Source organism: Halomicrobium sp. HArcht3-1 (genome assembly GCF_058933345.1).
This window is the reverse complement of record NZ_JBZYDM010000002.1, coordinates 393530-412940: the sequence shown is the minus strand read 5'-3', so window position 1 is coordinate 412940 and position 19411 is coordinate 393530. Positions and strand designations below refer to the sequence as shown.

The following is a 19411-nucleotide window of genomic DNA, read 5'->3' as shown; positions in this document are numbered from 1 at the left end:
TCAGGCCTGTGCCTGCTGCTGTCGGTAGTAGACGACGCCAAAGGCAAGAAGCGCGGCGACGACGATCGGCACGAGCAGGAACACTTGCCCGTAGACCTCGACGAACTCGGGTTCGAAGACGACGAGACCACCGCTGGTCTCGCTCAGCGTCTCGAAGCCGAACGCCACCGGCAGCAGTGCGAACCACGCGAGGAGTCGCTTGGCCGCCGACCGATCGAACATCGGCCCGTCCCGTCCCTCGATCGAACTCATCCCGAGCAGCGGTTCGATCTTCCCGCGCAGGCGCGGGTAGAGGTACAGCGTCGGGATCGCACCGAAGATCAGGCCGGCGACGATGATCTGGACGAGCGCGCCCATCCCCTCTGTCGCCCAGACCGTCTCGGGGAGCCACTGGATCGCTTCGAGTTCCTCGACGCCGACGTAGAACTTCCCCACGTCGATAAACCACGCGGCGGTCTCCTCCATCGCCTTCGCGAGAAAGCCCAGCGCCGCGATCTGTTTTGGGTTCTTCGGGTTTGTCACCAGCGCCATGACGAAGAACCACGAGGCTGTGATGACGACGAGACCCTCGATCGCGCCCAGGGCACTGAAGTCGCCGATCAGGATCTCACCGAAGACGATACCACCCATCGGGATCGCCAGACACGCCCAGAACGAGCGAAAGAGCAGGACGACGGACATCGCGACGAACCAGAACGGTCCGATTTCGACGCCGAGTCCCGCCACCGAGAACTCCGGCAAGAGTTCCGTGATCATACTCTGCAGCCCGTGCAGCGACATGATGAGGATAAACGCCATCATGTCCCTGTGGCTGAAACTGAACACACCACCCTCGTTCGCGTCTGCCACTGATGTGGACATACAGGGGATCGAACACTGACAGCCATCATATTCGTTGGTATGAGGGGTCCGTAGCGCCCTGAGCGCCTGTATAGCTGGTCGTAGTACTCTTGCCGAAAAGTAAGTGAACCGAGAGGTACGGACTCGCGGGCGTGGGACCCGGAACGACCAGCGAACGCCGGGCGCTCGTCCAGAGACGATTCCTTCGAGGGCGATGTTTTACAGTAATATCGCCCGGGGCAGTATAACGCCGCAAAAACCCTAAGCCATCGGCGAGCCAAGGACTAACGTATGACACACCAGGGCAGGTGGTCACGCTGAGCGTCCTCCACCGCGACCCGGCCGATCAGGTACAGATACTCGACGAGGACGGGCAGGTCCGTGAGGGCGCGACGGTGCCCGACCTGACCGACGACGAGCTGGTCGCACTCTACCGGGAAATGAAGCTCGGCCGTCACTTCGACCAGCGCGCGGTGAGTCTCCAGCGACAGGGCCGGATGGGAACCTACCCACCGATGGCCGGGCAGGAGGGCGCACAGGTCGCGAGCGCCCACGCACTGGCCGACGACGACTGGATGTTCCCGAGCTATCGGGAACACGCCGCGCTGTACGCCCACGGCTGGCCGCTGGATCAGATCCTCCTGTACTGGATGGGATCGGAAGCCGGCAACGACCCGCCCGAGGGCGTCGCCGCCTTCGCGCTTGCGGTCCCCATCGCGACACAGATCCCCCACGCGACGGGGGCGGCGTGGGCCGACAAACTCCGAGACAAGGAGACGGTCCACCTGACCTACTTCGGCGACGGCGCGACCAGTGAGGGAGACTTCCACGAAGGGCTGAACTTCGCGGGCGTGTTCGACACCCCGACCGTCTTCTTTTGCAACAACAATCAGTGGGCCATCTCGGTGCCCAGAGAGCGCCAGACCGCAAGCGCCACGCTGGCCCAGAAGGCGGAGGGCTACGGCTTCGACGGCGTACAGGTCGACGGGATGGACCCACTGGCGGTGTATCAGGTGACGAGCGAGGCCGTCGCGAAGGCGCGCGATCCCGGCGAGAACGAACTGCGCCCGACGATGATCGAGGCCGTCCAGTATCGCTTTGGCGCACACACGACCGCGGACGACCCGTCCGTGTATCGCACCGAGGAGGAGGTCGAACAGTGGCGGCGGAAAGACCCCATCCCGCGCATGGAGCGGTTCCTCCGTGACCGGGGCCTGCTCGACGACGAACGGGTCGACGCCATCGAACAGTCCATCGCCGACGAAGTCGCAGCGGCCATCGACACGGCCGAGTCCTACGAGCGACCCGACCCCGAGGAGATGTTCGCCCACGTCTACGCGGAGATGCCCCACCGCCTGCACGACCAACTCGACTACCTCGAACGGCTTCGCGACCGCCACGGTGACGAGGTGCTACTGGAATGAGCACCCAGCGCAGTGGCCCCGACACGCAGAGTCTGACGCTCGTGCAGGCGGTCAGAGACGGGCTGTACGGCGAACTCGAACGGGACGAGGACGTGCTCGTCATGGGCGAGGACGTGGGCGAGAACGGCGGCGTGTTCCGGGCTACACAGGGCCTGATCGAGGAGTTCGGACCGGATCGCGTGATCGACACACCACTGGCGGAGTCAGGGATCATCGGCACCGCCGTCGGGATGGCCGCCCACGGCCTGCGACCGGTCCCCGAGATGCAGTTCTCCGGGTTCATGTACCCCGCCTTCGACCAGCTCGTCTCGCACGCCGCCCGCCTACGCACCCGAAGTCGAGGGCGATTCACCTGCTCGATGACCGTCCGCGCGCCCTACGGCGGTGGCATCCGCGCACCGGAACACCACTCCGAGTCCAAGGAGGCCTTCTACGTTCACGAGCCGGGCCTGAAGGTGGTCGTCCCCTCGACGCCCAGCGACGCGAAGGGGCTGCTCGCGGCGGCGATCCGTGACCCCGACCCCGTCGTCTTCCTCGAACCCAAACTGATCTACCGGGCCTTCCGCGACGACGTGCAGTCCGACACCTACACCGTCCCGCTGGGCGAGGCCGCCGTCCGCCGCGAGGGATCGGACGTGACCGTCGTCACGTGGGGCGCGATGACCCGCCCGACCCTCCAAGCGGCCGAGGAACTGGCTCCCGACGTGGACGCGGAGGTGATCGACCTCCGTACGCTCTCGCCGATGGACACCGACACCGTCGTCGAGAGCTTCGAGCAGACAGGGCGGGCCGTCGTCGTCCACGAAGCGCCCAAGACAGGGGGACTCGCCGGCGAAATCGCCGCGACCCTGCAGGAGGAGGCACTGCTGTATCAGAAAGCGCCGATCCAGCGGGTGACCGGCTTCGACACCCCGTTCCCGCTGTACGCGCTGGAGGACTACTACCTCCCCGAACCTGCCCGTATCAAAGACGGTATCACGGACGCCGTCGAGTTTTAGCCCATGTTCGATTTCGAACTCCCCGACCTCGGCGAAGGCGTCGCCGAGGGGGAGATTCTGGAGTGGCACGTCGCCGTCGGCGACCGCGTCGAGGAAGATCAGGTGCTGGCGGAAGTCGAGACCGACAAAGCCGCCGTCGACGTGCCCTCACCGGTCGGCGGCGTCGTCCGCGAACTCCACTACGATCCCGGCGACGTGGTCGAGACCGGCGCGGTGATCGTGAGTATTGCGCCAGATGAGCAGCGCGAATCTGGAGAGAGTGCGAGCGACGACGAAACCGACGTATCGGAGACAGCGGTCGCCGAAGACGACACGGACACGTCCGCGACGGGCGGCCGGGTCTTCGCTCCGCCGACGGTCCGCCGACTGGCCCGCGAACTCGGCGTCGATATCACGACCGTCGCAGGGTCCGGCCCGAGCGGTCGGATCACCGAGGGCGACGTGCGCACGGCGCGTGACGAGCGCAGCGAGGAAGGGGCCGCGAGCCGTGCGGCCGACGAGCAACGAGGCGACGAAAACGAGGACGACGGCGACGAGCCACAGATCAAGTCCGCCGTCTCACGCGTCGGCGACGACGAGAGCGAGTCACAGCTCAAATCCGCCGTCAGCCGCGTCGAGACCGAGGACACGGCCAACTCGGAACCGACAGCCGTCGAATCCGCGGTCTCGACGGTCGACAGCGCGGCCGAGCGCGACCAGACGCTGGCGACGCCGGCAACCAGAAAGCTGGCCGCCGACCTCGGGGTCGACATCGACGCCGTCCCGACCGACGAGATGCGGGACGGTCAGCCGTACGTCGACGAAGCAGCGGTGCGGGCGTTCGCCGATGCACGGGCGGCCGAACCGGGCGACAGCGAGGCCGCCGTCGCCGAGACGACCGAGACCGAGCCGGCGATCACGGACGAGTCGGCCGTCGACGAGTCCGCCGGCCCGCGGCGTGAACCGTACCGGGGCACGCGCCGGACCATCGGCCAGCGGATGGCCCAGTCACGCCGCGAGGTGCCCCACGCGACCCATCACGACCGGGCCGTCGTCGAGGGACTGGTCGCCGCCCACGAGCGCCTCGAACCGCTGGCCGAGGAGCGCGGTGTCGACCTGACCTACACCCCGCTCCTGCTGAAGTGCGTCGCGGCGGCGCTCTCGGAACATCCAATTCTGAACACTGAACTAGACAGCGAGAACGAGGAGATCGTCTACCACGACGACGTGCACATCGGCGTGGCGGCGGCGACCGATCACGGTCTCGTCGTCCCGGTCGTCGAGAACGTCGGCGAGAAAGGGCTACTCGAACTCGCTCGCGAGGTGAACGACCTCGTCGCTCGGGCGCGCGACCGCGACCTCGATCGGTCGGAGATGCAGGGCGGGACCTTCACGCTCACCAACTTCGGCGCGATCGGCGGCGAGTACGCCGACCCGATCATCAACGTCCCCCAGACGGCGATTCTGGGGACCGGCGCGCTGAAAGAGCGTGCGGTAGCGACAGACGGCGAGGTCGTCGCGAAGCAGACCCTCCCGCTGTCGCTTGCGATCGACCACCGCGTGATCGACGGGGCCGACGCCGCCCGATTTGTCAACACGCTCAAGGAGTATCTGGCAGAGCCGAGCCTGCTGTTGCTGGAGTAGGGATCGAGCAGTCCGGTGCTGTCGTCTGGTGATATCTCCGAAACTGATATACTGCAATTTCGTCTCTCTCCGGCCGATGACGGATCGTATCGTCGGCTACGACGTGGCCCGATCAGTGGCAGTCATCGGGATGGTCATCGTCAATTTCGAACTCGTCATGGGCGCAAACGCGAACGGTCCCCACTGGACGCTGACAGTCTCACAGCTGTTTCACGGCCGGGCCGCCGCATTGTTCGTGGTGCTGGCCGGTGCGGGGATCACGCTCTATACGGACAGCGCCCGGGTGCGCGACGATAGCGACCAGTTAGGCGAGAAACGCGCCGTCCTGCTGAAGCGCGCCCTGCTTCTCTTGATCGTCGGGTTGCTGTACACACCGATCTGGCCGGCCGACATCTTGCACTTCTACGCGCTCTACTTCGTCATCGGCGCATTCGTGATCTCGGCTTCGAACCGGTGGCTGTGGGCCATCGCGGCGGTCCTGACGCTCGGGTTCGTGGCCTTGCTGTTCGTCTTCGACTACGAGGCCGGCTGGAATTTCACGACGTTGACGTACTCGGGCTTCTGGACGCCGCGTGGCATGCTACGCCACCTGTTTTTCAACGGCTTCCACCCGGTGTTTCCGTGGGCGGCGTTTCTCGTCTACGGCATGTTTCTGGCGCGGCTAAATCTCCGGGACGCGGCCGTCCGAAGACGCGTCGCGACGTTGGGACTGGGCGTGGCACTGATCACGGAATCGGTCTCGTGGCTCGTCACCGAGGTGCTCGCGGCGCGCCTGTCGCCGACCGCACAGGAAGTCGTTGTCGCCCTCTTGGACACGGAACCCATGCCACCGTCACCACTCTACGTCGTGGCGGGCGCGAGCGTCGCCACCGTCGTCATCGCGGCGTGTATCGGACTCGGCAAGCAATATTCCGATGCGGACTGGCTCCAACCGTTCATCGCGACGGGGCAACTGGCCCTGACGCTGTACGTCGCACACGTCGTCGTCGGGATGGGGACGCTCGAAGTAATCGGGCGACTCACGGATCAGTCACCACAGTTCGCACTGGCGAGCGCGTTGCTGTTCTCGGCGGTCGCAGTGCTCTGTTCCCACTGGTGGCGCCAGCGGTTCCAGCGGGGGCCACTGGAGTGGCTACTGCGGGTGTTCTCGGACATCCGACTGTCCGGCCGGTTCGATAGCGGCAGGTGACGGCCCGTCCAGCGGTCGCCCGTTCCGGCGACCCGCATCGTCATCCGATCCCAAGGTTTTCGGTGGCGATGTCCGACGGTTCGTGCATGACAGGGTCCCCAGCCATCGCCACCGACGGACTGACCAAGCGCTACGGCGAGACGACGGCGGTCGCCGACCTCGCGCTGGCCGTTCCGACCGGCGTCGTCTACGGCTTTCTCGGTCCCAACGGGGCTGGCAAGACCACGACGATGCGGATGCTGACCGGACTCGTCGAACCGAGCGACGGCCACGCCACGGTCGCCGGGGTCGACAGCAGCGACCGGCGCGCACTGGTCGACCAGATCGGCCTGTTGCCCGAGGAGCCACCGCTGTACGAGGAACTGACCGGGCGCGAGCAACTGTCGTTCGCCGCCGACCTGCGAGCGATTCCCTTCGACCAGGTCGCAGACCGGGCACTGGGGCTGTGCGACGACCTCGGACTGACCGAGGACCTGGACCGGCGGATCGACGGCTACTCGAAGGGAATGCGCCAGAAGACCGCCTTCGTGCAGGCCGTCCAGCACGACCCGGCCGTGGTCTTCCTCGACGAACCTACGTCCGGGCTGGACCCCAGAGCGGCCAAGACGCTGCGGGAGTTGATCGTCGATCTGGCGGCCGAGGACACGACGGTCTTCCTCTCGACGCACATCCTCCCCGTCGTCGAGGAGATCGCGGACGAGGTGGGCGTGCTCCACGACGGCAGCCTCGTCGCCGAGGGGCCACCCAGTGATCTGATCGGCTCGGTCGAGGGCGAGGGCGACGCCGACCTCGAAGACGCCTTCCTCGCGCTGACCAGCGACCCAGAGGAGGTCTATGCAGCGGAGTGATCTGCGCGACGGCGCGGTGCTTGCCCACACCGAACTCCGGGCACAGGTCCGCCGGATCGCCGGCAACCGCCGGCAACTGATCGGCGTCGTCGTCGGAATGCTCTCCTTTGGCCTGTTTTTCCCGCTGACCTTCCTCTCGCCGGTGCTTGCCTTCGGCGCGGGTCTCGTCGGCGGCGATCCGCCACTGGCACGCTTCGGGACGGTCCTGATCGGCGCGTTCACGGTCGGCCTGTACTTCGGGGCCGCGACGGCGATCAATCAGACCCGCGTTGGCGCGGTCGGCCCGCTGGTGCGCACGTCGATCCCACCCGAAGCGGTCGTCGTGGGTCGGTTCACCAGCGAGACGCTGCAGGCGGTGGCGTTCGCCCTCCTCCCAGCGGTCGTACTGCTCGGCATGGTGACGTTCGGGGCCGGGTCGCCACTGCCGGCACTGCTCGTCGTCCTGGCGGCGCTCCCACTCGTCCTCGCCGGGCTCCTGATCGGGCGGACGCTCGGTGCGACAATCCGCTATCTCGGCGTGCTCTCGCGACTGTCGGCGTGGGCGAAGGCGGTCGCCATGATCGTCGTCGTCGGGGGCGTCTTCGTCGGCTTTCAGGCCGCCATCCCAGCGCTGGTCGGTGCGAGCGACACACCGTCGGCCTCGCTGTCGGCGCTGCTGCCGGGTGCGCCACTCCAGGCCTACGCCAGCGTCGCCGCCGCACCGCTCGGTGCGACACCGCGACCGCTCGGGATCGTCGTCGTCCTCGGAACGCTCCTGTCGATCCCGGTCGCGCTGGCGGCGACGCTCCGGATCGAGGCCGCGCTGCTGTTCGACGATCGGGGCGACCAGTCCGGTGACCAGCGCACTCGAAGCAAACGCGTCCCGCGACCGCTCACGGCGACGCTCTCGACCCGGATCGCGTGGCGCTACCTCCTGCGGACGCGGCGCAACCCCAAACTCGTCAGCCACCTCACGATGGTGCTGTTCGGCGGCCTCGCCTTCGTGGGCAGTTTCGTCACCCAGCCCAGTCTGCTGACCTCGCTCGGGCCGGGCGCGGCGGTGGTCGCCGGCGCGACGCTGTCGGGTGCGACCTACTGCCTGAATCCGATGGGCGACGACCGTGATCAGTTGCCACTGCTGCTGACGAGTACGGCCTCGACGCGCCACCTCCTGCGCGGGCGGGTGCTGGGCGGCGTCCTGCTTGGCGGCATCGTCGCCGTCGGCATCGGCCTTCCCCTCGGCGTCCTCGGCGATGCACCGCTGCGCGTGCTCGGCCGGACGCTCCTGACGCCCGTCCTCCTGTTTGGGGCCGCCGGGACGGCACTCGGCATCGGCGCAGTCGTCCCGAAGTTCGAACGCAGCGAGTACATGAACGTCGAGCGCGCCCACCCATCGACCATCGCGATGCTTGGCTACTTCTTCGGGACGATGGCCGTCGTCGCCACCGGACTCGTGCTGGTCTGGTTCACCGTCGACAACGGGATTGGGCTGGTGCTTGCCGGCGGGTGGGTCGTCTACCTCGCACTCATCTCGGCGACCGGCATCGGGGGCTACGTCTACGCCGTACGGAAGTTCGACGCGCTGACGATGGACGACGTGTAGGAACGGACAGCCGTCTTTTTCACGGGGCCGACCGAGCCACGAGTATGGTCGTCGGAGACGTGACAACCGGAACAGAACTGTTGGTCGTCGGTGGCGGGCCGGGCGGCTACGTGGCCGCCATTCGGGCCGCCCAGTTAGGTGTCGACACGACGCTGGTCGAACGGGATGCCTACGGCGGGACGTGCCTGAACCACGGCTGTATCCCGTCGAAGGCGTTGATCTCGGGAGCGGACGTGGCCCATCGAGCGGGCGAGGCCGAGCACATGGGCATCTACGCCGACCCGGCCGTGGACATGGCCGGGATGGTCGAGTGGAAAGACGGTATCGTCACCCGGCTCACGCGCGGTGTCGAGTCACTGGCGAAGTCGGCCGGTATCCAGTTGATCGAGGGGGAGGCCACCTTCGCGGGCGAACACGAGGCCCGGATCGCCCACGGCGGCGAGGGGCAAGGCTCCGAATCCATCGAATTCGAGCACGCCATCGTCGCCACGGGCAGCCGTCCGCTGACGGTGCCGGGCTTCGAGTTCGACGGCGAGCACGTCCTCTCCTCGAAGGACGCGCTGGCACTGGAATCGGTGCCCGAGCGCCTGCTCGTCGTCGGCGCGGGCTACATCGGCATGGAACTGTCGACCGTGTTCCAGAAACTGGGGGCGGAGGTCACCGTCGTCGAGATGCTCGACGAGGCGCTACCGGGCTACGAGGACGACATCGCCGAGCTGGTCCGCGAGCGCGCCGAGGACCTTGGGGTCGACTTCTACTTCGGCGAGGCCGCCGACTCGTGGGAGCAGTCGGGCGACGAAATCGTCGTCCACACGAAAAACGAAGACGACGAACTGACCCGCTTCGACGCCGAGAAGGTCCTCGTCGCCGTGGGTCGCGAGGCCGTGACTGACGGGCTTGGTCTCGACGCACTCGGGATCGAGCCAACGGACAACGGCGTCATCGACACGGACGAACAGGCCCGCACCGCGGTCGAGCACGTCTTCGCCGTCGGCGACGTGGCCGGCGAACCGATGTTGGCCCACAAGGCCATGACCGAAGGCGAGGTCGCCGCCGAGGTGATCGCGGGCGAGCCAGCGGCGATGGACCAGCAGGCGATCCCCGCCGCGGTCTTCACCGAACCCGAAATCGGAACGGTCGGCATGACCGAGACCGAGGCCGCCGACGCCGGCTTCGACCCCGTCGTCGGCCAGATGCCGATGCGAGCCAACGGCCGCGCGCTGACGGTCGACGCGAAAGACGGCTTCGTCCGCCTCGTCGCCGACGACGAAACCGGCTTCGTGCTGGGTGCCCAGATCGTCGGTCCCGAAGCCTCGGAGTTGATCGCCGAGGTCGGTCTCGCCATCGAGATGGGCGCGACGCTGGAGGATCTGGGATCGACGATCCACACCCACCCGACGCTTTCCGAAGCCGTCCACGAGGCCGCACTCGACGCACAGGGTGCGGCGATCCACACGCGATAGCGGCGGGACGGCACGCTGGAACCGCCGACCGCAGGTCGCTGGCACGTACTCGGCGACGAACCCGAAACTACCGGCGAATTTTGAAGGGAAATCGTTAAGGGCCGCTTCAAGAAAGGAGTGCCTAACAGGACGATACATGTCGACCGATCAACAGACGAACGACTCGATCACCGATGCCGTGCTGTCGGGGTCGGCCTACGAGCGCCTTCGCGTGTGCCGGCACTCGATGGTCGGCCAGCCACTCACCCGCCTGCTGAGCGTACAGAGTCTCCTGCTGGCGCTACTGGCCGCGACAGTCCCGCTGTACTGGCTCATCCCCGACGGCGTCGCCACCTACCTCCCGACGACCGATCCACTGACCGCCGCGCCCAAGATCTCGATGCTCGGCACGTTCGGCGGTGCGATCGTGTTCCTCTCCGCGATGTTGCTCGTCGGGACCGCACTCTACCGCCTCGAAAACGCACCCCTGAGTGAACGACAGGCCCACGAGGTGCTCGTCGTCGAGGACTTCACCGGCGGCCTCACCGTCGGGATGGGCGGACTCTCCATCCTGCTGACCGTCGCTTGCTTCGGGATGGGCCTGCTGGGCGGCGAGACAGTCGGGGCCTACGTCGCGACGATGGACGGCACCAACCCCTTCGCGGGTTCGCGCTACGCCCTGCCGCTTGGCACGCTCGGGACGGCGGCACTGGCCGCCAGCATCGTCGTCCTCGGTGCGCGGTGGTACGTCGGCCGACGGTTCGAGCAACTGTAGCGAGCGCGAACGACCGCGATTCTTTTCACGACGAGTGCTGTATCGGCGGACATGAAGATGCTCACGCTGGGACCGGCCGGCACCTACTCTCACCGGGCCGCCCGGGCCGTCGCCGACGACGAGGACATCGAGTTCAGGGACTCCCCGACTGCCATCGTCGAGGCCGTCGCCCGCGGCGCGGCCGACCGGGGCGTCGTCGCCGTCGAGAACAGTATCGAAGGCTCCGTCACCGAGAGCTTAGACGCCTTCGCCGACCACGAGGTCGCCGTCGTCAAGGAGATCATCACGCCCATCCGCCACGCGCTGCTGGCCCAGAGCGACGACTTCGACGTTGTCGCCAGCCACGCGCAGGCGCTCGCGCAGTGTCGCTCGTACCTCGACGGCACCTACCCCGACGCCACGCTGGAAGCCGTCGCCTCGACGGCCACGGGCGTCGAACTCGCCACCGAGGACGACAGCGTCGCCGGTATCGGCCATCCGGGCAACGCCGACGACACGTCCCTGCAGGTGGTCGCCGAGGACATTCAGGACCAGTCCTCGAACGCCACGCGCTTCGTCGTCGTCGCGCCGATGGCCGAGCGCTCCGACGCCGGGTCGAAGTCCTCGCTGATCGTCTACCCCAACGTCGATTACCCCGGCCTGCTACTGGAGATGCTCGAACCCTTCGCCGACCGCAACATCAACCTCACCCGCGTCGAATCCCGCCCCAGCGGCGAACGCCTCGGCGACTACGTCTTCCACATCGACGTGGAAGCCGGACTGTACGAAGAACGCACCAAAGAAGCCCTCGCAGACATCGAAGCCATCGCCGAGAAAGGCTGGGTCCGACGACTCGGCTCGTACGACTCCGAAACCGTTCTCGATTAGCGATTGGACGGTCACTGCTGGCTTTCTTGCCGAGACTGAAACAGAGACCCCGAACGCCCTCGTCCGAATCCGGTCTCTGATTCTGACCCGTCCTTTCACCCCACAGGACCCAGACCGTTCGGAAAGCGGCGCTCCTGACCGAGGAACGGGCGAGGACTTTCGAAGTGTGCGAAGAGATCGTATCGTCGTCTCGTGGCCGGCCAACTGTTTTTATGCCAATTGGCGATCTAACAACGAGTATGACAGACAGGGAGCGATCGGACCCGTTCGACGAGATCGAGCGCATGTTCGGGCTGATGGGCGAGCAGTTCGGGACCCACCGCACGTCGGTCCCCGTCGACGTGATCGATACGGGCGCGGCGTTCGTCGTCCACGCGGACCTGCCGGGCGTGGCGACCGACGACATCGAAGTGACCGTCGACGACGACCGCGTGCTGACGATCGCCGCAGCACGCGAGCGCTCTGAGACGGAGGGACGACACGTCAAGCGCGAACGGAGCCAGCAGGCCGTCAAGCGGACGGTCCGCCTACCGGAAGCGGTCGACGCCGAAGCGACCACTGCGAGCTACGACGCCGGGGTCCTCACGGTGGAACTGGGCAAAGCAAGCGACGACGACGGCACGTCGATCCCGGTGAGCTAGTGATGGTGCTCGAAACGGGGTCGGACGCACCACGGATCGCTGCCCGGAATCAGTGGGATGAGCGCGTCGAACCGGACTTTCGCGGTGCGGCGGTCGTCTACTTCTACCCACGGGACGACACCCCGGGCTGTACCACCCAAGCCCGGCAGTTCGACGATCTGTACGACACCGACGCCGAGACTGGCGTCGCCGTCTACGGCGTCTCGACCGACGACGTGGATAGCCACTGTGAGTTCGCCGAGCAACACGACCTCGGCTTCGACCTGCTGGCCGACGAGGACGGTGATATCGCCGCTGCCTTCGACGTGCCGGTCGAGGCGAACCGTGCCCACCGAACGACGTTCGTGATCGCCGGTGGCCGGGTCATCGGCGTCTACGAAGGTGTCAGACCGGACGGCCACGCCCGCGACGTGCTCCGAGATCTGGCCGAGATCGGACTGGTCGAGCCGTAGCGCGTGCCCGTTCCGAGCGCCTCGCGTTCGCTCGTTCCGAGGTCCCTCACTCCGTTCGGGACCCGCTCTCGCGTGTCGCTTTGCTCCCGCTCGCTCTGTTCGAGACCCCTCGCGACGCTCGGGCTCTCGTACCTACCACCCGCGCCAGAACAACAGCGCACCGGCGGTCAACACGAGTAGCTCCATCGAGGCCGCTGGCACGCCGGTGCCACTGGCACGGACGTGCCCGCGGACCCACATCGAAAGCGTTCCGACGTTCGGGAGCGCGAGGACGTGGCCGTCGACGGTCAGGGCCTGTGCGACGATCCGATCGCGCGTGACCGGTGGCTCGCCGGCCTCTTGGTCGGTGATCGGATTGGCATCGCCCTGTGTGACGAAGCCCTCGTCGGTCCGGTCGACGATCCGATGGGTGACCAGCCCGCCGGACTCGATTGCCTTCGATCGGTAGACGATCACGTCGCCACGCTCGGGCGCGTCCGAGACGGCGGCGGGGACCGCGACGAAGGCGTCACCCGTCTGGAGTGCCGGCGTCATGCTCCCGCTGTTGACGTAACTGATCGGCGCGACCTGACCGAGCGTGCTCATCAGGACGAACACGACGAGCACGAGGGCGAGCAAGCGAGAGACAGTCCGAGCGTCGGGTACCAGCGACCGTGATCCGGGGACGTACCGACTGCCCTGATCGTGTCTTGGATGACGATCGCTCACACGGCACTAGTGTGGCGCTATCATCATAATTGTTTGTGAGAGTTTGACACGCAGGGGTGATAGCTGTCGGGAGGCAAAAAGAGAGGAGTCTTTATCAGCGTCGCAAACGAACGTTCGGTCATGGCAGCCGCAAGTGACACCGACGACTCGCTACTGCGAACGGTGACGCCACTGTCCGACGAACACGAGGACAGTCAGATGAACGCCATCGGGTGGATCATCTTCGGTATCCTGGCGATCGTCTTGCTCCCACTGCTTCCGATCGCCCTATTGCTCTGGCTGTTCGATAAACTGCGGCGTTAGCGACCGGTGCCGACGAGGTCGAAGTCGGTTCCAGCCCCGTCTTCCCGTGCTGTCTCGTAGGCGACGTGGGCACACGCCACGTCCTGAATCGCCAGCCCCGTCGAGTCGAAGACAGTGACGCCGTCGATCCCCTCACGGCCGGGTCGGTCGCCGACGACCACGTCACTCAGTTCTGCGTGGATATCGTCCGCGTCGAGGATTCCCTCGCTCCACGGGACGTTGATCTCTCCAGAGTGGGTACACTGCTCCGTGTCGTCGATGACGACCGTCGCCGACTGTAACACGCCGTCTGCGATCTCGTGCTTGCCGGCGGCGTCGGCACCGATGGCGTTGACGTGGGTCTGTTCGCCGACGCTGTGGACGATCGGCTCCTCGACGGGCGTCACCGTCGACAGCACGTCACAGGCCGCCGCGTCCTCGATCGACCCCCGGCGCACCTCGAAGCGGTCGCCGAAGTGATCGAGGAATGCCTGTGCGGCCTCGTCGTTGCGATCTGCGACGACGACCGTCTCGATGTCCCTGACCAGCGAGATGGCCTCTAGCTGGGTGTAGGACTGGACGCCCGCGCCGACCAGTCCCATCGACGAGGCATCGGGTACCGCGAGGTAGTCAGTCGCGACGGCCGCGGCCGCACCGGTACGCTTGCGCGTGAGGTGCGTGCCGTCCATCACCGCAAGCGGGAAGGCGTTCGCCGGATCGGAGTAGATCAGCGTCCCCAGCACCGTCGGGAGGTCGTACTCGCGGGGGTTGTCCGGGTGGACGTTGACCCACTTGACGGCCGCTGCGTCCCAGTCGTCGGTCGCGACGTAGGCCGGCATCGACCTGAAGTCGCCGTTGTACTGTGGCAGATCGACGTAGGACTTGGCTGGCATCACGACATCACCGCGCGCGTACGCGCCGAAAGCCGCTTCGACGGCGTCGATCACGGCCGACAGTGGTGTGTGCTCGTCGACCGCGTCCGGTCCCAAGAGTAAGGTCTGCATACGTCACCCTGCGTCGTCCTCTCACTTAGTCACTGCCCGCCGTCAGCCCAGTCTCACAACGCTGTCGGGTACGCTACTCCTTACTATACCGCCACCGCCCGGAACGTCCGAAGCAGAGTCATGTACCACGTACTCATGCCGATCGACAACGACGAGGACCGTGCGATGGGGCAAGTCGAGGCCGTCCTCGACCTCCCGGCGGCGGACGACGAGGTGACGGCGACGCTACTCCACGTCTTCGACGACGAGAGCGTCGCCGAGAGCACGTCACCGACGCAGATCTCGGCCGGACGACAGGCGCAGAATCGCCTGCAGGATCACGGCATCGCCGTCGAGACGATGAGCACCAGCGGCAATCCACCGAAGGCGATTCTCGACGCCGCCGACGAGACCAGTGCCGACGCCATCGTGCTTGGCGGCCGCAAGCGCTCACCGCTTGGCTCACTGATCTTCGGCAGCGTCAGTCAGGCAGTCATGCTCGATTCGACCATCCCGGTGATGATCACCGGCGGTCTCGAAGCCCAAGAACAGCCAATGCCCGAAGAAGCCAGCGCGACGAGGTGAGCGGTCAGAGTACGACGACCGTTTCCTCGACCGAGCCGTCGACGTCGACCCGCACCGTCGTTCGCTGATAGCCCGGAATATCTGCCTCGTACACCGTCGTCCCGTCGACAGTGAGATCGACGGCACAGGATTCACTCTCCGTCTCGCGCTCGACAATAACGGTCTCGCCTGCCGGGACGGTCCGATCATCGGATCGGCAACCGAGTGACAACACGACAGTCCCCTCGAACTGTGAGGAGACGGTGACCTCGACGATGGTCGTGCCCGCACACATCTCCGGCCAGCACCCCGGTTCTGCTGGGGACGCTGTCGGCGATGGGGTGGGAGTCGCTGTCGGCGTGTCTGTCACGGTCGTCGTTTCGGTATCGGTTCCAGTCTCCGTGGCGGTCGACCCACCCCCAACGCCAGACTCACTCCGGATACACCCCCCGAGTCCAACTGTTGTAAGCGCCAGCGCACAGAAGCGTCGTCGTCGCATACCGACCGCTCCACGGCGGTCTTACAAGTGCTTTGTGAGGGAAGTTACAGGAACGGGTCGGGGACGCGATCGAGAGGACAGTACTGCCCAGAACGAATCCGAAAGCAGTACTGCGAGCATCCGGGCGACCGAGCGGTCCGAAGGACCCGGTAGGTCGCCCGGTTCACCGGACGAGCGAAGCGAGTCCGGCCTTTTTCATCGACGTTTTTGCGCGAGTAGTGCGGGACCGGAGGTCCCGCATACCATGTGAACGGGCGCTTTGCGCCCGTGAACAGATGGTGCGCCGTAGGCGCACCCGAAGCGGAAAAAGGTCGTCTTACATCATGCCGCCCATGCCGCCGCCCATGCCGCCCATACCGCCGGGGGCGCCACCGGGGCCGCCGGGGCCGCCTTCCTCGTCGCCGCCGCTGGTCGAGAGGTCGCCAGCAGCGATGATGTCGTCGATTTTGAGCACGAGGTTCGCCGCCTCTGCGGCAGAGGAGATCGCCTGACGCTTGGCGTGGGCCGGTTCGACGACGCCTTCGTCGAGGGTATTGACCACGTCGCCGGTGTACACGTCGAGACCGGCTTCCACGTCGCCACTCTCGTGGGCGGCGCGCAGGTCGACCAGCGAGTCGATGGAGTCCAGCCCGGCATTCTCTGCGAGCGTGCGCGGGATCAGTTCGAGCGCGTCAGCGAAGGCCTCGACGGCCAGCTGTTCGCGGCCCTCGACGCCGTCGGCGTAGTCACGCAGGCGGGCGGCGAGTTCGACTTCGGGTGCGCCGCCACCGGCGAGGATCTGTCCGTCTGCAACGGTCGAGGCGACCACGTCGAGTGCGTCCTGCACGCCGCGTTCGAGTTCGTCGACGACGTGTTCGGTCGAGGCACGCAGGAGGAGCGTGACGCCGTGGGCGTCGTCGCTCGCACCTTCGACGTAGAACAGGCCCTCGTCGGTGTCGCGGCGGATCGAACCGTGGCCGAGATCGTCGGCACTGGCGTTTGTCACGTCGGAGACGATGGTGGCCCCGAGGACCTCACGCAGGAACTCGATGTCGGATTTCTTGGCGCGACGGACGGCGAGGATACCTTCCTTGGCGAGGTAGTGCTGGGCCATGTCGTCGATGCCCTTCTGACAGAAGACGACATCGGCACCGGAATCAGCGATGGCGTCGACCATCTCTTCGAGCTGTTCTTCCTCCTTGTCCAGGAAGTTCTGGAGCTGGCTCGGGTCGTCGACGGACAGCTGTGCGTCGACTTCGGTCTCGTCGAGTTCGATCGGCGTGTCCAGCAGGAGGACATCGGCGTCGTCGAAGTCGGTCGGCATCTCCTCGTGGACGGGGTCCTTGTCGACGACCGCGCCCTCGATGAGTTCCGACTCCGAGACTGCACGGCCGGTCTGGGTCTCGATGTTGAGGTATTCGAGGTCCGCGATGACCGAGCCGTCCTCGGCCTCGACGGTGACGGCGTTGACCGCGTCGACGATCAGCTGGGCGAGCAGCTCCTTGTTGAGCTCTGCGCCCTTGCCGGTCATCGAAGTCTCGGCGAGTTTCTTCAGGAGTTCCTCGTCGTCGGGATCGACCGAGGTGGCGATGTCGCCGATCTGGTTTTTCGCCTCGGTCGACGCGAGGTCGAAGCCCTTGATGATCGCCGTCGGGTGGATGTCCTGTTCGAGCAGTTCCTCGGCGTTTTTCAGCAGTTCGCCCGCGATAGAGACGGCAGTCGTCGTCCCGTCGCCGGCCTCGTCTTCCTGGGCCTCGGCGACTTCGACGATCATCTCGGCCGTCGGGTTGTCGATGTCCATCTCCGTGAGGATGGTGACGCCGTCGTTCGTGACGGTTACGTCACCGAGCGAGGAGACGAGCATCTTGTCCATGCCCTTCGGGCCGAGTGTCGACCGTACCGATTCGGCGACCGCTCGGGCCGCCGAGATGTTGTGGCTCTGTGCGTCTTTGTCCTTCATCCGCTGGGAGTCCTCCCCCAGGATGATCATCGGCTGACCCTGCATTTGCCGCTGGCTCATAGTCGTCCGAATGATTGAATGTGATTCTATATAAAAGTATGGGTTCTCGCCGATCGTCGTCCGCTCGGAACGCCGTCAGTGTGGGGCCGAAACCGACATATGACGCCCCAACAGCCACCAATCTGTGCGAAGCGTTGTCACAGCCAGACCCCAGCCCGACGCTCAATTTATATACCCCTAGTCGATCGGCTCTTTCCAGTTGACCGTCACCGTCCCGACGACGAAGCTGTCGTCGCTTTCTGTATCCCGACGGAACTGGAGTGTGTTCTCGCCCTCGCGCAGGCGCGCCGACGTAACCGTGTCCATCCAGTACTGCCAGCCGTGCGCCGTCGGCACGTCGAAGCCCGACAGCGCCTCGCCGTTGATGAGGAGTTCGTGGTCGTAACTCCCCACGTCGTACACCTGCATCTGGACGTACGGCTCGACTGGCTCGTCGGTCGGGACCTCGAAGGTGTGCACGTCGGTCTCGTCGCCCGAGAACGTCGCCCACGGCACGTCGAGGTCGGTGCGCTCCTCGCCCAGATGCTCCTGCAACGATACCATGGCGTAGTTCGCCCGATAGTCGGTCATGCATCGAGTGTCGACTGGCGACCACATAGGTGTCGGGGACGCCTCGTGGTCGGACGAGCAGTGCCCGAAAGCAGGCGTGTAGTTAGGCTGCCTATTGAGTGGGTTGTTCGATTTTGTGGCCGGTGAAAGAAAGCAGGCGTAAAGACCACAGCCTGGATCGTGAACTGAACGCCCTCAGCACGCTCCAGCGTCACTGGCAACAATGTCAACTGAACGCCCTCGGCACGCTCGACGGTTCTGTGCGGGATATCCTCCCTTCGGTCGGATAGTGCCCACACAGAACCGCCCAGACGTGCCTCGCCCGTTCATTCCGCCAGGAGAGCATGCTCTCCTGAGCCTGCGTTCACTTCGTTCACGCAGACGCCAGGACCGCACTGTACAGTACCGCAGCCACATACCTCCCCAGCCGACTCACGCGCTTCGCTCCCGCTCGCATCGTGGTTCTCGCTTCGCTCCGAACCACGCACCGCTTGACTCCCGAGCCATTCGCTCGCCGATTGCTCGCGAAGACCTCGCACAGTTCCGTCGCGCCACGAGGGCGCGACAGCGCGCGCCACCGCCGTTTGCTGGGTGGTTAGATTGTTTTGAGCGGTTAGCATCCGGGCGACCGAGCGGTCCGTCAGGACCCGGCAGGTCGCCCGGTTCTCCGCGAGCGCGCCGAAGGCGCGACTCGCGGCCTTTTTCGCCCACGTTTTTGCGCGAGTGGTGCGCGTAGCGCACCCGAAGCGGAAAAAGGTGGGACGCCAGGACTGGGATTTGAACCCAGAGGAAGACGGTCCGGGGTGCTCGCTCCGCTGTGCTCCCGGGGCTGCGACTACTGTCAGAGCACGCTCTGACAACGTCTTGCTCGCTACACTCGCAAGACTTCCAGGGGTTAAAATCCAGTTGTCACCGTCTTCGCCGCTCACGGAAGCCGAGAACACGCTACGCGGTTCTCGGCGATGTGTTCGCGGCAGAAGACGCCAGGACTGGGATTTGAACCCAGAATCCCGAAAGGGAACACGCTTTCCAGGCGTGCGCCTTACCGTTCGGCCATCCTGGCACGCGTCAAAACGTCGGCGGGCGTGTGATTAAGGACTTTCGTTCTCGGTCGGCCGAACCGATCCCGGAATCCAAGGGAGCACG

Annotated in this window: 19 protein-coding genes and 1 tRNA gene; 13 read left to right on the top strand and 7 right to left on the bottom strand. The window is 65.9% G+C overall.

Translation table 11 applies throughout. The annotated features are described in order from the left end of the window. The gene (locus AC5FRW_RS05160; protein ID WP_493567355.1) at positions 1 to 861 is read right to left on the bottom strand and encodes a DUF8171 family membrane protein; all 861 of its coding nucleotides are present in this window, start codon (positions 859 to 861) and stop codon (positions 1 to 3) included. A 296-nt stretch (positions 862 to 1157) separates the two neighbouring features. On the opposite strand from AC5FRW_RS05160, the gene pdhA reads away from it, so the two are divergent. From pdhA to AC5FRW_RS05105, 11 genes are all read left to right on the top strand, one after another. Further along, a complete protein-coding gene (gene pdhA / locus AC5FRW_RS05155) occupies positions 1158 to 2264 on the top strand; it encodes a pyruvate dehydrogenase (acetyl-transferring) E1 component subunit alpha (protein WP_493567384.1) in 1107 nt (368 codons plus the stop codon). Then, positions 2261 to 3262, top strand: coding sequence for an alpha-ketoacid dehydrogenase subunit beta (locus AC5FRW_RS05150; protein ID WP_493567354.1), 1002 nt, complete (start codon positions 2261 to 2263; stop codon positions 3260 to 3262). The genes pdhA and AC5FRW_RS05150 overlap by 4 nt, the downstream gene beginning before the upstream one ends. A 3-nt stretch (positions 3263 to 3265) precedes the next feature. Then, complete coding sequence (locus tag AC5FRW_RS05145; protein WP_493567353.1) at positions 3266 to 4885, top strand: dihydrolipoamide acetyltransferase family protein; 1620 nt, start codon at positions 3266 to 3268, stop codon at positions 4883 to 4885. A gap of 76 nt (positions 4886 to 4961) precedes the next feature. Next, on the top strand, positions 4962 to 6074 hold the full coding sequence (locus AC5FRW_RS05140) for a DUF418 domain-containing protein (RefSeq protein WP_493567352.1): 1113 nt from the start codon (positions 4962 to 4964) through the stop codon (positions 6072 to 6074). A gap of 86 nt (positions 6075 to 6160) precedes the next feature. After that, a complete protein-coding gene (locus AC5FRW_RS05135; protein ID WP_493567351.1) occupies positions 6161 to 6922 on the top strand; it encodes an ABC transporter ATP-binding protein in 762 nt (253 codons plus the stop codon). Next, on the top strand, positions 6909 to 8504 hold the full coding sequence (locus tag AC5FRW_RS05130) for a hypothetical protein (RefSeq protein WP_493567350.1): 1596 nt from the start codon (positions 6909 to 6911) through the stop codon (positions 8502 to 8504). The genes AC5FRW_RS05135 and AC5FRW_RS05130 overlap by 14 nt, the downstream gene beginning before the upstream one ends. 44 nt (positions 8505 to 8548) lie before the next feature. Then, complete coding sequence (lpdA, locus tag AC5FRW_RS05125; protein WP_493567349.1) at positions 8549 to 9967, top strand: dihydrolipoyl dehydrogenase; 1419 nt, start codon at positions 8549 to 8551, stop codon at positions 9965 to 9967. Positions 9968 to 10103: 136 nt separating this feature from the next. Further along, a complete protein-coding gene (locus AC5FRW_RS05120) occupies positions 10104 to 10721 on the top strand; it encodes a hypothetical protein (protein ID WP_493567348.1) in 618 nt (205 codons plus the stop codon). Positions 10722 to 10772: 51 nt separating this feature from the next. Further along, positions 10773 to 11588 (top strand): prephenate dehydratase, encoded by an 816-nt coding sequence (gene pheA, locus AC5FRW_RS05115; protein ID WP_493567347.1) that lies wholly within the window; start codon positions 10773 to 10775, stop codon positions 11586 to 11588. Between the two features lie 239 nt (positions 11589 to 11827). After that, positions 11828 to 12229: an Hsp20/alpha crystallin family protein gene (locus AC5FRW_RS05110; RefSeq protein WP_493567346.1), complete on the top strand. Its 402-nt coding sequence runs from the start codon at positions 11828 to 11830 to the stop codon at positions 12227 to 12229. Positions 12230 to 12231: 2 nt separating this feature from the next. Next, positions 12232 to 12681, top strand: coding sequence for a peroxiredoxin (locus tag AC5FRW_RS05105; RefSeq protein WP_493567345.1), 450 nt, complete (start codon positions 12232 to 12234; stop codon positions 12679 to 12681). Between the two features lie 132 nt (positions 12682 to 12813). On the opposite strand, the gene AC5FRW_RS05100 is transcribed toward AC5FRW_RS05105, so the two are convergent. After that, positions 12814 to 13389, bottom strand: coding sequence for a signal peptidase I (locus AC5FRW_RS05100; RefSeq protein WP_493567344.1), 576 nt, complete (start codon positions 13387 to 13389; stop codon positions 12814 to 12816). Positions 13390 to 13509: 120 nt separating this feature from the next. On the opposite strand from AC5FRW_RS05100, the gene AC5FRW_RS05095 reads away from it, so the two are divergent. After that, positions 13510 to 13692: a DUF7535 family protein gene (locus AC5FRW_RS05095; RefSeq protein WP_493567343.1), complete on the top strand. Its 183-nt coding sequence runs from the start codon at positions 13510 to 13512 to the stop codon at positions 13690 to 13692. Here the strand turns inward: AC5FRW_RS05095 and AC5FRW_RS05090 are convergent. Then, positions 13689 to 14675, bottom strand: a complete 987-nt coding sequence (locus tag AC5FRW_RS05090; protein WP_493567342.1) for an ornithine cyclodeaminase family protein — start codon at positions 14673 to 14675, stop codon at positions 13689 to 13691. The two genes, AC5FRW_RS05095 and AC5FRW_RS05090, sit on opposite strands and share 4 nt — an antisense overlap. A 120-nt stretch (positions 14676 to 14795) precedes the next feature. Between AC5FRW_RS05090 and AC5FRW_RS05085 the strand changes: the two genes are divergently transcribed. Beyond that, complete coding sequence (locus AC5FRW_RS05085) at positions 14796 to 15239, top strand: universal stress protein (RefSeq protein ID WP_493567341.1); 444 nt, start codon at positions 14796 to 14798, stop codon at positions 15237 to 15239. A 4-nt stretch (positions 15240 to 15243) separates the two neighbouring features. On the opposite strand, the gene AC5FRW_RS05080 is transcribed toward AC5FRW_RS05085, so the two are convergent. The 4 genes from AC5FRW_RS05080 to AC5FRW_RS05065 form a co-directional block, all read right to left on the bottom strand. Then, positions 15244 to 15513 (bottom strand): hypothetical protein, encoded by a 270-nt coding sequence (locus AC5FRW_RS05080; RefSeq protein ID WP_493567340.1) that lies wholly within the window; start codon positions 15511 to 15513, stop codon positions 15244 to 15246. A gap of 520 nt (positions 15514 to 16033) precedes the next feature. Next, a complete protein-coding gene (gene thsB / locus AC5FRW_RS05075; RefSeq protein WP_493567339.1) occupies positions 16034 to 17716 on the bottom strand; it encodes a thermosome subunit beta in 1683 nt (560 codons plus the stop codon). Positions 17717 to 17893: 177 nt separating this feature from the next. Beyond that, positions 17894 to 18286: a DUF7383 domain-containing protein gene (locus tag AC5FRW_RS05070; protein WP_493567338.1), complete on the bottom strand. Its 393-nt coding sequence runs from the start codon at positions 18284 to 18286 to the stop codon at positions 17894 to 17896. Positions 18287 to 19246: 960 nt separating this feature from the next. Further along, a tRNA-Ser gene (locus AC5FRW_RS05065) sits at positions 19247 to 19328 on the bottom strand. Positions 19329 to 19411: the final 83 nt, after the last annotated feature.

What these genes read in the sequence shown, in the direction of transcription:
- AC5FRW_RS05105 (WP_493567345.1), top strand. Translation starts at nt 12,232, where the DNA reads ATGGTGCTCGAAACGGGGTCGGACGCACCACGGATCGCTGCCCGGAAT.
- AC5FRW_RS05150 (WP_493567354.1), top strand. Translation starts at nt 2,261, where the DNA reads ATGAGCACCCAGCGCAGTGGCCCCGACACGCAGAGTCTGACGCTCGTG.
- AC5FRW_RS05135 (WP_493567351.1), top strand. Translation starts at nt 6,161, where the DNA reads ATGACAGGGTCCCCAGCCATCGCCACCGACGGACTGACCAAGCGCTAC.
- AC5FRW_RS05140 (WP_493567352.1), top strand. Translation starts at nt 4,962, where the DNA reads ATGACGGATCGTATCGTCGGCTACGACGTGGCCCGATCAGTGGCAGTC.
- AC5FRW_RS05080 (WP_493567340.1), bottom strand. Translation starts at nt 15,513, where the DNA reads ATGTGTGCGGGCACGACCATCGTCGAGGTCACCGTCTCCTCACAGTTC.
- AC5FRW_RS05145 (WP_493567353.1), top strand. Translation starts at nt 3,266, where the DNA reads ATGTTCGATTTCGAACTCCCCGACCTCGGCGAAGGCGTCGCCGAGGGG.
- AC5FRW_RS05095 (WP_493567343.1), top strand. Translation starts at nt 13,510, where the DNA reads ATGGCAGCCGCAAGTGACACCGACGACTCGCTACTGCGAACGGTGACG.
- AC5FRW_RS05130 (WP_493567350.1), top strand. Translation starts at nt 6,909, where the DNA reads ATGCAGCGGAGTGATCTGCGCGACGGCGCGGTGCTTGCCCACACCGAA.
- AC5FRW_RS05120 (WP_493567348.1), top strand. Translation starts at nt 10,104, where the DNA reads ATGTCGACCGATCAACAGACGAACGACTCGATCACCGATGCCGTGCTG.
- AC5FRW_RS05110 (WP_493567346.1), top strand. Translation starts at nt 11,828, where the DNA reads ATGACAGACAGGGAGCGATCGGACCCGTTCGACGAGATCGAGCGCATG.
- lpdA (WP_493567349.1), top strand. Translation starts at nt 8,549, where the DNA reads ATGGTCGTCGGAGACGTGACAACCGGAACAGAACTGTTGGTCGTCGGT.
- AC5FRW_RS05160 (WP_493567355.1), bottom strand. Translation starts at nt 861, where the DNA reads ATGTCCACATCAGTGGCAGACGCGAACGAGGGTGGTGTGTTCAGTTTC.
- AC5FRW_RS05070 (WP_493567338.1), bottom strand. Translation starts at nt 18,286, where the DNA reads ATGACCGACTATCGGGCGAACTACGCCATGGTATCGTTGCAGGAGCAT.
- AC5FRW_RS05085 (WP_493567341.1), top strand. Translation starts at nt 14,796, where the DNA reads ATGTACCACGTACTCATGCCGATCGACAACGACGAGGACCGTGCGATG.
- pheA (WP_493567347.1), top strand. Translation starts at nt 10,773, where the DNA reads ATGAAGATGCTCACGCTGGGACCGGCCGGCACCTACTCTCACCGGGCC.
- thsB (WP_493567339.1), bottom strand. Translation starts at nt 17,716, where the DNA reads ATGAGCCAGCGGCAAATGCAGGGTCAGCCGATGATCATCCTGGGGGAG.
- AC5FRW_RS05090 (WP_493567342.1), bottom strand. Translation starts at nt 14,675, where the DNA reads ATGCAGACCTTACTCTTGGGACCGGACGCGGTCGACGAGCACACACCA.